Genomic DNA, 13809 nt, shown 5'->3' on the forward strand with positions numbered 1-13809 from the left:
GGAAGCGCTGAAAGGCCGAATGCTATAATTAAAAGATTTCAGCGGTTTTGTTTTTCTCCAGGCAAAGGCGATATAAGGCGATTGCAATGGTAAAGACTACAGGCGGAAAAAAGGCGACAGGCAGCGGCTCGGACGAGCCGAAAACGACCACCAGGGTCAGCGCAGCCAGGTCGGCTCCTTCCGCCCCGAAAAAGTCTGCCGAAACCGCTGCTACGCCGGTTGCCCGGAAACAAGCCTCGACCGCGCGAGCGGCATCGGTGACATCGAAGTCGGTGGCGTCGGTCGCGAAGCGGCAGGGAGTCAGCAGCGAAAGGGAAGCGGATGTCGCGCAGGACGATGCGGCTCCCCGCGAGTCTTTGGTATCCACGGTTCAACCGGCTGTCGTCCAGCAGCCGGCAGTCGAGACTACAGCCGGTATGGCGAACTCCATGACGAAAAAGCTGAACGAAGTATCCGTCGATGACGACGCATCCCCGAGCGAAGAGGCAGCCGCCGCAACTCCCGCTACGGGCAAGGTCGAAAAGGTCAAGGCACGCGACCGCCGCGCAAAGGAGAAGGCGCTGCTCAAGGACGCGTTCGCGTCTTCGCAGCCTGGCACCGTCGAGGAGCTCGAAGAGCGCCGCTCGAAGCTGCGCGCGCTGATCAAGCTCGGCAAGGAGCGTGGCTTCCTGACCTACGGCGAAATCAACGACCACCTCCCGGACAACTTCACGGAAACCGAGGCGATCGAAGGCATCATCAGCACGTTCAACGACATGGGTGTCGCTGTCTACGAACAGGCGCCCGATGCCGAAACGCTGCTGCTGAACGACAACGCCCCCAACGCTTCGTCAGATGACGAAGTGGAAGAGGAAGCGGAAGTCGCGCTGTCCACTGTCGATTCCGAATTCGGCCGCACGACCGACCCGGTGCGTATGTACATGCGCGAAATGGGCACGGTCGAGCTGCTCACGCGCGAAGGCGAAATCGAAATCGCCAAGCGCATCGAAGACGGCCTGAAGCACATGGTGATGGCCATCTCCGCCTGCCCGACCACGATCGCCGACATTCTCGCGATGGCCGAGCGCGTCGCGAATGAAGAGATCCGCATCGACGAACTCGTCGACGGCCTGATCGACGCGAACGCCGAAGATACCGACGGCTTCTCCGAACAGGAAGCCGAAGCGATCGAGAACGAGGAAGAAGAAGAGGAAGAGGCGGACGAGGAAGAAGAGGAAGACGACGATGGCGCCGCGCAAGCGACGGCCAACGCCGCCCAGCTCGAAGAACTGAAGCGCATGTCGCTCGAAAAATTCGCGATGATCAGCGAATGGTTCGACAAGATGCGCCGCGCGTTCGAAAAGGAAGGCTACAAGTCGAAGTCCTACCTGAAGGCGCAGGAAACCATTCAGGAAGAGCTGATGATGATCCGCTTCACCGCGCGTACCGTCGAGCGTCTGTGCGACACGCTGCGTGCGCAGGTGGACGAAGTGCGTCAGGTCGAGCGTCAGATCCTGCACACGGTGGTCGACAAGTGCGGCATGCCGCGTGCCGAGTTCATCGCGCGTTTTCCGGGCAACGAAACGGACCTCGAGTGGGCCGACAAGATCGTCACCGAGAATCACGCGTATAGCGCGATCCTGTCGCGTAACGTGCCGGCTATCCGCGAGCAGCAGCAGCGTCTGCTCGACTTGCAGGCGCGTGTGGTGCTGCCGCTGAAGGACCTGAAGGAAACCAACCGCCAGATGGCGGCGGGCGAATTGAAGGCGCGTCAGGCGAAGCGAGAAATGACCGAGGCGAACCTGCGTCTCGTGATCTCGATTGCGAAGAAGTACACGAACCGTGGCCTGCAATTCCTGGATCTTATTCAGGAAGGCAACATCGGCCTGATGAAGGCCGTGGACAAGTTCGAATATCGCCGCGGCTACAAGTTCTCGACGTACGCAACGTGGTGGATCCGTCAGGCCATCACGCGTTCGATCGCGGACCAGGCGCGCACCATTCGTATCCCGGTTCACATGATCGAGACGATCAACAAGATGAACCGCATCTCGCGTCAGATTCTGCAGGAAACCGGTCTCGAGCCGGATCCGGCGACGCTGGCCGAGAAGATGGAGATGCCGGAAGACAAGATCCGCAAGATCATGAAGATCGCGAAGGAGCCGATCTCGATGGAAACGCCGATCGGTGACGACGACGATTCGCATCTGGGCGACTTCATCGAGGACAACAACACGGTCGCGCCGGCCGACGCCGCGCTGCACGCCAGCATGCGCGATGTCGTGAAGGACGTGCTCGATTCGCTGACGCCGCGCGAGGCGAAGGTGCTGCGTATGCGTTTCGGTATCGAAATGAGCACGGACCACACGCTCGAAGAAGTCGGCAAGCAGTTCGACGTGACGCGTGAGCGTATCCGTCAGATCGAGGCGAAGGCGTTGCGCAAGCTGCGTCACCCGAGCCGGTCGGACAAGCTGAAGTCGTTCCTCGAAGGAAACTGACCGAACCTGTCTGCTGGCCGTAACACGTAGCATTACATCAGGGCTTCCCGATAGCTTTGTTCAGCGAAGCGATCCCGGAAGCCCTGTTTTCGTGTAGTATGTCGGCCAATCGACAGACAGGCCCGGCCTTCAGACCGGGTCTTTTTGTTGGTTTTCTCCAGCTTCCGTCGCGAAGCATCGTTGGGCCGGACGCCGTGCTGGTTGCAGGCAGCGGACTCATAATCCGCCTCCGAAAGGACACCGTGGGTTCGACTCCCACCCGGCCCACCAAAACCGTCAAGGCGTGCTTCCCTGCAGTGCAGACCGACAGCGCACGCCATCAAGCATGAAGTGGCCACCGGAACGGATCACGAATGCAAGCGCCCAGCGCCACCGTCCCCATCTCCCTCGTCAACGGCTTTCTCGCCGCCGCCGACGCGCAGCCCGACGTCATGCAGCGCTATCTCGAGCAAGCCGGGATCACGCCCGAACTGCGCAGCGCAGCCGGCGCGCGGGTGACGGAAGAGCAGTTCTCCATGCTCTACCGCACACTCGCGATCGAACTCGACGACGAGATGCCCGGCATCTTCAGTCGTCCGTTTCGCAGCGGCACGCTGAAGTTTCTTTGCCTCAGTCTGCTCGATGCACCCAACCTCGAAACCGCGCTGCATCGCTTCGGCCAGTTCTTTCATATCGTGCTCGACGATTTCCACATCGGGTCGCGCCGCGACGACCTGATGGCGCAGGTCGAACTGCGTCCAAACCCTGCGTATGGCAGCATCGGCCCGCTCGGCCAGGAACTGATGCTCAAACTCGCGCACGGTGTGTCTTCATGGCTAATCGGTCAGAAAATCCCGCTGCTACAGGTCGATTTCGCGTGTCCGCAACCGCCGCATGCATTCGATCACCGCTATTTCTTCTCCGGCCCCGTGCGTTTCGGCTGCAACGCGACGCTGATGCGTTTCAGCGCGGCGTTTCTCGACATGCCGATCCGCCAGAGCAAACGCAATCTGCGCAAATTTCTCGCCCGTTCGCCCGGTGAGTGGATCTTCGAAACGTTCAGCGAGCAGCGAGTCAGCCATCGCGTGCGGCAGTTTCTCGCGGGAGAACTGCCGGACCTGCCGACCATCGACCAGGCCGCCAAAAACCTGCATTGCTCGGTACGCACGCTGTGCCGACGTCTGTCGTCGGAGGAGACGACGTTTCAGCTGCTCAAGGACGAGCTGCGGCGCGATATCGCGATCCAGCGCCTCACGGACACGCACGACACGATCGCCGTGATCGCCGGCGATATCGGATTCGACGATCCCAGCGCCTTCCACCGTGCATTTCGCCACTGGACGGGCAGCACGCCGGGCACGTATCGGCGGCCCTTACAGGCGGGGTAACCCGCGGGTGGGTGGATATACCCCCCATTCGATGTGGCCAGATTTGTCAGTACGCGGACCGGTTTGGACAGTCGAATCGCGGGAGATGCCGTTACGATCGGCAGGTATCGTCACCGCTTGGCCTTCGCTTCTATCGGGCGCCGTGGCAGTGATCCATTGAACGCCTGATTGGAAGATCGACCATGAGTTATATCGCCCCCGTAAAAGACATGCTTTTCGTGCTCGAGGAATTGAGCGGCATCGACGACATCGCGAAGCTGCCCGGCTTCGAGGAAGCGGGTCTCGAGACGGCACAAGCCGTGCTTGAAGAATCCGCAAAGCTGTGCGGCGAAGTGCTGGCGCCGCTGAACGTCGAAGGTGACCGGAACCCGAGCAGCTGGAAAGACGGCCACGTCACGGCGACGCCCGGTTTCGCCGATGCGTTCCGTCAGTTCGCCGCAGGCGGCTGGCAGGGCGTGCAGCATCCCGTCGAGTACGAAGGCCAGGGCCTGCCGAAGCTGATCGCGACGGCGTGTATCGAGATGCTGAACGCGTCGAACCTGTCGTTCGCGCTGTGCCCGCTGCTGACGGATGGCGCGATCGAGGCGCTGCTCACGGCAGGCAGCGATGAGCAGAAAAAGACCTACGTGCCGAAGCTGATTTCCGGCGAATGGACTGGCACGATGAACCTCACCGAGCCGCAAGCCGGCTCCGATCTCGCACTCGTGCGCACGCGTGCCGAGCCGCAGGGCGATGGTTCTTTCAAGCTGTTCGGCACGAAGATTTTCATCACGTGGGGCGAGCACGACATGGCGGACAACATCGTCCACCTCGTGCTCGCACGCACGCCGGATGCGCCCGAAGGCGTGAAGGGCATTTCGCTGTTCGTCGTGCCGAAGTTCCTCGTCAATGAGGACGGCTCGCTGGGTGAGCGTAACGACGTGCATTGCGTGTCGATCGAACACAAACTCGGGATCAAGGCGAGCCCGACAGCCGTTCTTCAGTTCGGCGATCACGGTGGCGCAATCGGTCATCTGATCGGCGAAGAGAATCGCGGCCTCGAATACATGTTCATCATGATGAACGCGGCGCGGTTTGCGGTCGGCATGCAGGGCGTGGCCATATCGGATCGCGCGTACCAGAAGGCTGTCGCGTACGCGAAGGACCGCGTGCAGAGCCGGCCAGTGGACGGCTCCGCGAAGCAGGCCGTATCGATCATTCAGCATCCCGACGTGCGCCGCATGCTGTCGACGATGCGCGCGCTCACGGAAGGTTCACGCGCATTGGCGTACGTCGCGGCGTCGCACAGCGATCTCGCGCATCGCCACCCCGACGAAGCGAAGCGCGCGGAACATCAGGCGATCTATGAATACCTGGTGCCGATCGTGAAGGGCTGGAGCACGGAGCTGTCGGTGGACGTGGCGAGCCTTGGCGTGCAGGTACATGGCGGCATGGGCTTCATCGAAGAAACGGGCGCGGCGCAGTACTATCGCGACGCGCGCATCCTGCCGATCTACGAAGGCACGACGGCTATCCAGGCGAACGATCTCGTCGGTCGCAAGACGGTGCGCGACGGCGGCGCGGTCGCAAAAGCACTGCTTGCGCAGATTGCGCAGACGGTCGAAGCGCTGAAGCAGCATAAGGGCGCAGCGTTCGATTCGATGCAAAAGCACTTGTCGCTTGGACATGACGCATTGCAATCAACGGTAGCGTATGTCGTCGCGAATACGAAGCGCGATCCGAATGCGGTATTCGCAGGCAGCGTGCCCTATCTGAAGCTCGCAGGTATCGTGCTGGGCGGCTGGCAGATGGCGCGCGCGATGCTGGCCGCGCAAGAGAAGCACGCGCAAGACCCATCGTTCTACGGTGCGAAAATCGCGACCGCGCAGTTCTTCGCGGAACATCTGCTGCCGCAGGCAGTGGCGCTGGAAGCGTCGATCACCAGCGCGAAGGGCGGCGAGGGCTACCTCGCGCTGTCCGAAGACCAGTTCTAAACCCGCAAACCACCCGCAATCCAACGACGGGCTTCGACTGAACGCGAAGCCCGTCCGCTTCAAACCCGCTTCAACCCCTCCGCACATCCCCGCGAGCGCACCGCTCACTCCAACTTCGCGCTCAACCCCTTCAAGCCCTTGATCACGACGAGCAACGCGCGGCCGTGCTCTTCCGAGCCGTCCCACGCGTCGACGATCGCGTTGCGCAGCAACTCGTTGTAGCCCGTCGCCCGCCCGCCGACATGGCGCGCCTCCACGCCATAGAAACTGCATAGCTTATTGAATGACGCGCTCTTGCGCACACGGCGCCCTTTCGACAGCCGAAGCCGCGACACCGTAGGCTGACTCACCCCGGAAAGGCGCGCGATTTCGCTGGACGAGCGCACGTCCGCCATTAACCGGCGCAACAGGTCCTGTACGGGAAAATCGCTCTTCGGGGCTTCCATTCCATGCATTATATCTATACATTAACGCTTGTTGAATGGCTGACTATTTCGCCAATGGCTCGCAGGTCGGCGAGCCGGATGGCAGTCCCGAGGAAGTTGATGACACTGAAGCACCTACCGCCCACGTTCTGCTGGACCAAGACAGGCACCGAATCCAGCGAGGAACTCCCCAGCATCGTTCTCCAGAAGGAATGGGAGCGGAGGCTGGGTGGCGGGCGTTTTCTGTGGGGTGTCGGTCAGTCGCTCGGCAATAGCGCGCAGATCGCGGCGCATCGCACTGGCTCGCTGCTCGCGCTCTTTTCGCCGGCGTCGAGCAAGCCGCGGCAGGGCGGGCGCAAGCGCGAAGACATGCTGCTGTGGAATGCGTGGATCGACAGCACGGGGCAGGTGCGGCAGCTGCCGCCGCATGCGTTTATCGTCAGCCGCACGGTGTTGCCTTCGGGGCGGCGCAGAGAGCAGCATTACGCGCTGGTGTGTTCGTCGCCCACTGAACTGAGCATGGGCACTCGGCTGCACATCTACCCGGAGCACCTGCGCAGCGTCAGCACGGGCAAGGTGCTCGGTCCCGCGCAAGGCACGGCCGTCGTCGATTGCACATCGCGCGCGAGCGAACTGAGCGGCAGGCGCTATCCCGTCGCGCTCGCCGTCGAACTGGAAGCGCCGTATTTCGTGCGGCTCACGCAACCTGTTGTGCTCAAGGCGCGTGACTTCGCGGAGGTCAACAAGGCCACGCGCGACGGCGACTTTGCGGCCTTCATCGAACTGGTTGGGCGTTTGCGCACCCGGCCGCCGCAGGAGCGCATGCGCGGCGTCACGCGCGATCTGTTCGACATGCCGCCCGTCGAGGCCATGGCGGCCTTCAACGCGGCGCACGCGCAGGCCAGCTTCACGCTATAAACAGACGGGGATCAGAAACAGGCGTCCGGCGCATAAAACCTGGGAACACTGAATGTCGGGTATTTGTGTACTAAACCGCACGCTGTTGCAAATCAGACCTGGCGCTTCGCACCGCGCGGAGCGAAAATCGGCAGCATGCCGCAGTCAATCCATTTTGTAGCGCTGGCTCGTATCGACAGCCATCGGCGCGAACCGCAAATGGGCGCGCCCCACGCATCGCACGCTGAATATCCGAACCGAATCCAGATGGAGGAATGCTTATGTCGGCAATGATGCAATCGAGGCAGGCTCAGGCCGCACAGCGTTTTGTCGAAGCGACACGCAATGTCGATCTGGCTTTTCGCGCCGTGCGCGCCGACCCGGAAGATGCCGCGTCGACGGCCGGGCATGCCGCCGCCGTCGCGCAACTGGACCGCGCGCTCGACGAACTGGCACGAGCCCAGGCGCTGTTCGACTCGGTGGTTCGCATCGACGCGCGACGGCGCAATTGAGTCCGTCAGTCCTGGTTTCGCCCGTACGAATGGATTGCTGATCTCTCCACACTACGAATCGCACTTCGAATCGCACGAGCAATGTTACTTCAATCGCAAAACTCGACGGCCAGGCGCGGGAGCGCCTGATCGCGTGGATCCAGAATCGAATGAACGAATTCGGCATCACGTTCGACGCGCTGGAACGTTCGTTCGCCGAAGACGAAAAAAATGCCCGCGCCATCCGCTATCAGGATGCGTCAGGCCATGCTTGGGACGGACGGGGCGATTTGCCCGAATGGCTGCGCCGCGCAGTCGCATCGGGCCAGAACATCGATTTCTTCCGCTGCGAAGGCTAGACGAAAAGATCCATCAGCCCGGATCGCCATCGTCGCGGTTCTCGGGCGGCACGACGTCCAGCCGATAACCGACGCCATAAATCGAACGGATCATGTCGTGATCCGGGCGCACATTCTGGAGCTTGCGCCGCAAGTTCTTCACATGCGAGTCGACCGTCCGGTCGGCGACGACCCGATGATCGTCATACAGCTGCCGCAGCAGATGGTCGCGAGAATAGATGCGGCCGGGCGTCGAGTGCAACAGCGCGAGCAGCCTGATTTCAATCGGCGTGAGATTGAGGTCTTTTCCATCAAGCGATGCGACATGCCTGTCGAGGTCGATCGCCAGTCCGCTCGAAACAGGTTCCGCGCCGGCGCGCGCCACGCCCGATAGCGACTCGATGCGGCGCAGGATCGCCTTCACGCGCGCCACGACTTCACGCGGACTGAACGGCTTGCACACGTAATCGTCGGCGCCGAGTTCGAGGCCGAGCAAGCGGTCGATCTCATCGACGCGCGCGGTCAGGATGATCACGGGCACATCCGAAAAGGTCCGCAATTCGCGGCAGATTTCGAGCCCGCCGCGTCCCGGCAGCATCAGATCGAGCAGAATTAGCGAAGGCGGATGCGCGCGTACGGAAGCGATTACCTCGCGGCCATCTTCGATCACCTGGGTGTCGAAGTTTTCGGCGCGCAGATAGTCGGTGAGCAGCGCCGACAGCTTCGGCTCGTCTTCGACGATCAGCACGGAAGCGGGCGAACGGGCAAGTGAAGAGTCAGTCATCTTTGGTTTCTAACGTAGCGAACCGGACCGCGATCCACAGTCCTCCCAGCGGCGAACGCAATGCGTCGATGGTGCCGCCATGCTGGCCGACGATATGTTTGCAAAGGGCAAGCCCGAGGCCCGCGCCGCCGCTTTGACGGCTGCGCGACGCATCGACGCGAAACAGCCGGTCGAACAGATGCGGCAGCAAAGGCTCGGGCACAGCGGGGTGCGTATCCTGCACGTCGATCCGTATCTCGTGCTCGTGCTGCGCGACGGCCACGCGCACCTTGCCGCCGGAATCGGTATAGCGCAACGCGTTTTCGAGCAGGTTCTTCATCAGCTGCGTCAGGCGATACGGGTCGCCGAGCATGATGACGCTCGCGGCGTCGATATCCGTTTCCAGCGCGATCTTCTTGTCGGCGAGTCTGTCCTTGAACGATTCGGCGGCGGCTTCGACGATAGGTGCGACATCGAGCCGTACTTTCTCAAACGACAGTTCGCCGATGTCCGCGAGCGACAGCTCGTACAGATCGTCGATCAACTGGCTCAGCAGTGCGACTTCGGCCTGCAGCGACGCGAGCGTCGTGCGGTCGGGTTTACGCACGCCGTCTTCGATCGCTTCGAGTTCGCCGCGCAGCACGGCGAGCGGCGTGCGCAACTCATGCGAAATATCCGCGATGAGATTGCGGCGCGAACGTTCGGCGTTGCCGAGTGAGATCGCGAGCCGGTTGAAGTCGGCGGCGAGATTGTGCAGTTCGTCGCTGCCCGCATCGGGGACGCGAATCGAATAGTCGCCGCTAGCGAGCCGATGCGTGGCCAGCACGAGGCGCCGCACGGGCGCGAGCAGCAAACGCGAAAGCACGATGGCGACACCGGCGGCCAGCAACGCGGCGAAGCCGGCGATGATCCACGTCGCGCGAACCTGCTGCGCCTGAAATTGCCGGTCGGCGGAATGAAACATCACTTCGGGCCCGGCGACGACCAGCCAGCCAATCACCTTGCCGTCGACGGTCAGCGGCAGGCGCGGCGCATCGGGCGGCGGTGGCGGTCCTTTTTGCAGCACGCTGTGCATGTCCGTGTCGTAGACACGGAACGGCGGATGGCGGTTGCCCAGCGGTCCCGGGCTTCGCGTGTCGCGCATGTCGAGAGGCGCGCCCGCGTCGCCAGGCGGCGGTCCCGGTTCCCCGCCGTTGCCGCCCGGCGCGCCGTCAGGCGGCGGGCCCTCGTGCGGCGCGTTCATGTCGGGCGGGCCGGACGGACCGGGAGGCGGCACGCCTGTGTCGATCGCCTCGGGAATCGCGGCCGCTGCCGACACCGGGTCCTTGATGAAATCCCAGCTCCGATGCTTCGCCCACGCGGCTTCGAGTTCCTGCTGCAGGCGCAAGGAATGTGTTTGCGACTGGCGCTGCAGATAGCCGAGAAAGCCCTGTTCGAAGCTCCAGCGCACGGCAACGCCCATCGTGACGGCCACGAGTATGCACGCCGCCGAAATCGCGACGAAGAGCTTCGACGTAATGCCGATTCTCATGGCGAGACCCCGCGGCCGCCACTTCTCATGCTTGCCACCCTGTGTTTGCCTGTCGGCATGCCTTAGCTAGCGCCTTTAGCGCCGCACGCATGCCCGTTTCTATGAATATGCCGCTACGGCGCTATTTTGACGCGACGCGCGCGGCGACGGACGACCGTTGGGCAATCTCCACACAATCTCCTTAATTTTCACCGTCTTGCCTGCACAGTTGCTCTCTATCATGGTCCTCCATTCAAATGGGAGAAGGACGGAAACTTCATGACCATCCATCTGCTCGTCGTCGAGCCTGATCAGGCCAGCCGCGACATGCTTCGGGCACATGTGCAGCAGCACAAGATCGAGATGTCCGTCCTGTACAACACCGACTCGCTGGAACGGCGCCTCGAGGTCGAAGTGCCGTCGCTGATCGTGATGCGTCACGGCTTGCCTGAAGTCGACGGTCTGGCTGCATTGCGGCGTATCCGTTCGCTCGGCTACGACCTGCCTGTGATTATCGTTAGCCGGTCCGACGATGTCGTCGACAAGGTGCTCTCGTTCGAGCTCGGTGCGAACGACTATGTCGTCGATCCACACGATCCGCGCGAAATGATCGCACGGGTGCGCAACGCATTGCGTTCGGGGCCGCCGTCGCATGTGCCGATGCATATCGAGCGCGCGCCAATCGCATTCGACGATTTCGAAGTCGACGTTGCCGACCGCGTGCTTACTCGCGGTGGTGTGGAAGTGCCGTTGCGCAGCACGGAATTCGCGCTGCTGGTGGTGCTCGCGTCGAATCCGATGAAGGTGCTGTCGCGCGTGCGTATCCTCAACATGCTGCGCCGGCATTGCAGCGTGACGGAACGCGGGCTCGATGTCGTCGTGTTCAGGCTGCGCGCCGCGTTGAAACTGTCGCCGACGGGCCGGCAATACATCAAGACCTTGCGCGGCGAAGGCTATATGTTCGCGCCCGACGACGCGCTGCCGCGGCATGGCGCAGCGGAGGAGCGGGACGATGCGCAGGCGCCGATGCTCGATGTTGCAGCGCCCATCGTGGCCGAAGAGCGCATGCGGTTCGACAGTGCGGTGCGAAGAATACAGTAGCGCATGTATTGCGCGGCGTTGGAAACGCCAGGTCGAAAGCAAAAGAGCCCGCTTCGAAGCGGGCTCTTTTTTCGTCGGTGCATTTAGAAAGACGTACCGATCTGAAACTGGAACACCTGGTACTTGTCGTCCGCGTGCCTGACGATCGGAAACCCAACCGAGAGCTTCAGCGGCCCAATCGGCGAAATCCATTCGAGGCCCGCGCCATAGCTGTATCTCAAACCGTTCGCGCCTGTACTGTTGCCTTCGTTGCCCCACACGTTGCCCGCGTCGACGAAGGTAAAGACGCGCAACGTGCGATCCCAGCCGCTGCCCGGCAGCGGGAATGTCATTTCGACGTTCGCAACCACCATCTTCGAGCCGCCGATCGAATCGCCCGTCGACGAATCGCGTGGCCCAAGCGAACTCGACTCATAACCGCGCACCGAGCCGATACCGCCCGCGTAGTAGTTCTTGAAGATCGGATACGCCTTGCCCGCGAAGCCATTGCCATAGCCCGCCTGCAGGTTCATGCCCAGAATGAAGCCGCGTGCGAACGAGTAGTAATACTGGCTCTGAACGTCGGTCTTGTAGTACTCGGTCTCGCCTGCGGGCGTGCCGACCTCGCCGTTGACCTGCAGCATATAGCCACGGCTCGGCACGAGCGCACTATCGCGCGCATCGCGCGACCAGGCAGCCGTCAGCGGCACGTTGTTGACCACGCGGCCGAACTCGCTTACATAGTCGAGATAGGCTTGCGGCGTCGATGAATCGGTGTTGAAGCGATCCTGCTCGATACCGAGGCCAAAGTAGACCGTATCGACTTCCGAAAACGGAATACCGAACTTCAGGTCCGCGCCGAGCGAGACGATACGAAAGCTCTCGTCGTTGCTGTAGTAGAGCGGATAGCTGGTGCGATAGTAGACATCCGAAATACGCTTGATGCCATCGACGGTGAAATACGGGTCCGTCTGCGTGACCGACAGCGTGCGATACGTCTTCGCCGTATTCACATTGACGCCGAGGCTCGTGCCCGAGCCGAACACGTTGTCCTGCGTAACGCCCGCCGACAGCACGACCTTGTCCGACGAAGAAAAGCCCGCGCCGAGCGTAATCGCACCCGTTGGTTTTTCGGTGACCTTGACGTCGACATCGACCTGATCGTTCGAACCCGCAACGGGCACTGTCGTCACGTCGACGTCGGTGAAATAGCCGAGCCGGTTCACCCGTTCCTTAGAAAGCGAAAGCCGGTTCGAATCGAACCACGCGCTTTCGAGCTGGCGCATTTCTCGCCGTATCACTTCATCGCGCGTGCGCGTGTTGCCTTCCACGTTCACTTGACGCACGTACACGCGTCGTCCCGGATCGACTTGCAGCGTGAGATCGACAGTGTGCTTGTCCTGATCGATCTGCGGCACTGCATTGACGGCAGCGAACGCGTAGCCGTATTCGCCGAGCCGGTCCACGATCGCTTTCGTGGTCGCCTTGAGCTTGTCTTCGGAGAACGTTTCACCGGGCTTGATGCCGATGAGCGGCTTCAGTTCCGCTTCGCGATCGAGCAGATTACCCGCGAGCCGGATGCCTGTGATCGTATAGGGCTCGCCTTCGTGCAGGTTGAGCGTCAGATACATCTCCTTCTTGTCGGGCGTCAGCGACACCTGAGTCGAGTCGATCCTGAACTCCAGATAGCCGCGGTTCAGGTAGTACGAGCGCAGCCGATCCAGATCGGCGCCGAGTTTCTCTTTCGAATAGAGATCGTTCTTCGTGTACCAGGAAAACCAGTTCGGCGTCGACAGTTCCATTTCGTCGCGCAGCGTGCTTTCCGAAAACACGTGATTACCGATGAAATTGATCTGCCTGATCTTCGCATTCGGACCTTCGATGACTGAGAACAGAACCGACACGCGTCCGCTGTCGACGGGCGTCGTCGTGGTTTCTACCTGCGCGGCGTAGTAGCCGCGCGTGAGGTATTGGCGCTTCAGTTCCTGTTCGGCTTTGTCGATGAGTGCCTTATCGAAAGGGCGGCCGCGCGACAGGCCAACGGCGTGCAGCGCCTTCGTCAGATTGTCCTTCTCGAACTCGTGAATGCCGGAGAAATCGATCTCTGCAATAGCAGGGCGCTCGACGACGTGAACCACCACGACATTGCCGTCGAGCGACACGTTGACGTCGCTGAAGAGGCCCGTGTCGTAGATCGCGCGCACGGCCTGCGATGCCTTGTCGTCCGTGAAAGTATCGCCGCGTTTGATGGGCAGGTTGGCGAGCAGCGTTCCCGCTTCAATGCGCTTCAAGCCGTCAAGCCGGATGTCCGTGACGACCACGGAGTCGCCGGCATGCGCGGTCGATGGCGTCAGTGACGTGGCGCACACCGTGATCGCACTGGCGAGACAGATAGTTGATGCTCTTTGTTTCATCGAGGATCTTGTTGAGAGCGGGACGCGACTCACTATGGAAAGCCGCGAGTATAGGAATGGGCTTCTTGCGCAGG

Annotated in this window: 12 protein-coding genes and 1 tRNA gene; 8 read left to right on the top strand and 5 right to left on the bottom strand. The window is 61.7% G+C overall.

The features are described 5' to 3' along the window. Positions 1–28 precede the first annotated feature (28 nt). Positions 29–367 (bottom strand): hypothetical protein, encoded by a 339-nt coding sequence (locus BLT65_RS48115; protein ID WP_042310034.1) that lies wholly within the window; start codon positions 365–367, stop codon positions 29–31. 61 nt (positions 368–428) lie between these two features. On the opposite strand from BLT65_RS48115, the gene rpoD reads away from it, so the two are divergent. The 4 genes from rpoD (at position 429) to BLT65_RS33365 (ending at position 5817) form a co-directional block, all read left to right on the top strand. Next, positions 429–2477, top strand: coding sequence for an RNA polymerase sigma factor RpoD (gene rpoD, locus BLT65_RS33350; RefSeq protein WP_229513555.1), 2049 nt, complete (start codon positions 429–431; stop codon positions 2475–2477). Positions 2478–2659: 182 nt separating this feature from the next. After that, positions 2660–2747, top strand: a tRNA-Ile gene (locus BLT65_RS33355). Between the two features lie 83 nt (positions 2748–2830). After that, a complete protein-coding gene (locus BLT65_RS33360; RefSeq protein ID WP_091786242.1) occupies positions 2831–3844 on the top strand; it encodes an AraC family transcriptional regulator in 1014 nt (337 codons plus the stop codon). Between the two features lie 182 nt (positions 3845–4026). Further along, complete coding sequence (locus BLT65_RS33365; RefSeq protein ID WP_091786245.1) at positions 4027–5817, top strand: acyl-CoA dehydrogenase; 1791 nt, start codon at positions 4027–4029, stop codon at positions 5815–5817. A 104-nt stretch (positions 5818–5921) separates the two neighbouring features. On the opposite strand, the gene BLT65_RS33370 is transcribed toward BLT65_RS33365, so the two are convergent. After that, positions 5922–6263 carry a helix-turn-helix domain-containing protein gene (locus tag BLT65_RS33370; RefSeq protein WP_042310004.1) on the bottom strand — a complete coding sequence of 114 codons (342 nt, stop codon included), beginning with the start codon at positions 6261–6263 and terminating at the stop codon, positions 5922–5924. Positions 6264–6362: 99 nt separating this feature from the next. On the opposite strand from BLT65_RS33370, the gene BLT65_RS33375 reads away from it, so the two are divergent. The 3 genes from BLT65_RS33375 to BLT65_RS33385 all read left to right on the top strand — a co-directional run bounded on the left by BLT65_RS33375 (position 6363) and on the right by BLT65_RS33385 (position 7989). Continuing rightward, the gene (locus BLT65_RS33375) at positions 6363–7160 is read left to right on the top strand and encodes a hypothetical protein (protein ID WP_091786248.1); all 798 of its coding nucleotides are present in this window, start codon (positions 6363–6365) and stop codon (positions 7158–7160) included. A gap of 260 nt (positions 7161–7420) precedes the next feature. Further along, positions 7421–7651, top strand: a complete 231-nt coding sequence (locus BLT65_RS33380; protein ID WP_007732479.1) for a hypothetical protein — start codon at positions 7421–7423, stop codon at positions 7649–7651. Between the two features lie 149 nt (positions 7652–7800). Beyond that, positions 7801–7989 (top strand): H-NS family nucleoid-associated regulatory protein, encoded by a 189-nt coding sequence (locus tag BLT65_RS33385; protein WP_420852481.1) that lies wholly within the window; start codon positions 7801–7803, stop codon positions 7987–7989. Between the two features lie 13 nt (positions 7990–8002). On the opposite strand, the gene BLT65_RS33390 is transcribed toward BLT65_RS33385, so the two are convergent. Continuing rightward, positions 8003–8752, bottom strand: coding sequence for a response regulator (locus BLT65_RS33390; RefSeq protein ID WP_091786253.1), 750 nt, complete (start codon positions 8750–8752; stop codon positions 8003–8005). Then, positions 8745–10262, bottom strand: a complete 1518-nt coding sequence (locus BLT65_RS33395; protein WP_091786256.1) for an ATP-binding protein — start codon at positions 10260–10262, stop codon at positions 8745–8747. Before BLT65_RS33395 ends, BLT65_RS33390 begins: the two co-directional genes overlap by 8 nt. Before the next feature lie 258 nt (positions 10263–10520). Here BLT65_RS33395 and BLT65_RS33400 point away from each other — a divergent pair, with 258 nt between their 5' ends. Continuing rightward, positions 10521–11342 carry a response regulator gene (locus BLT65_RS33400; protein ID WP_091786259.1) on the top strand — a complete coding sequence of 274 codons (822 nt, stop codon included), beginning with the start codon at positions 10521–10523 and terminating at the stop codon, positions 11340–11342. A gap of 83 nt (positions 11343–11425) precedes the next feature. Here BLT65_RS33400 and bamA read toward each other — a convergent pair whose 3' ends face one another. Next, complete coding sequence (gene bamA / locus BLT65_RS33405) at positions 11426–13735, bottom strand: outer membrane protein assembly factor BamA (protein ID WP_091786262.1); 2310 nt, start codon at positions 13733–13735, stop codon at positions 11426–11428. Positions 13736–13809 lie beyond the last annotated feature (74 nt).

Source organism: Paraburkholderia steynii, assembly GCF_900100565.1.
Taxonomy (GTDB): domain Bacteria; phylum Pseudomonadota; class Gammaproteobacteria; order Burkholderiales; family Burkholderiaceae; genus Paraburkholderia; species Paraburkholderia terrae.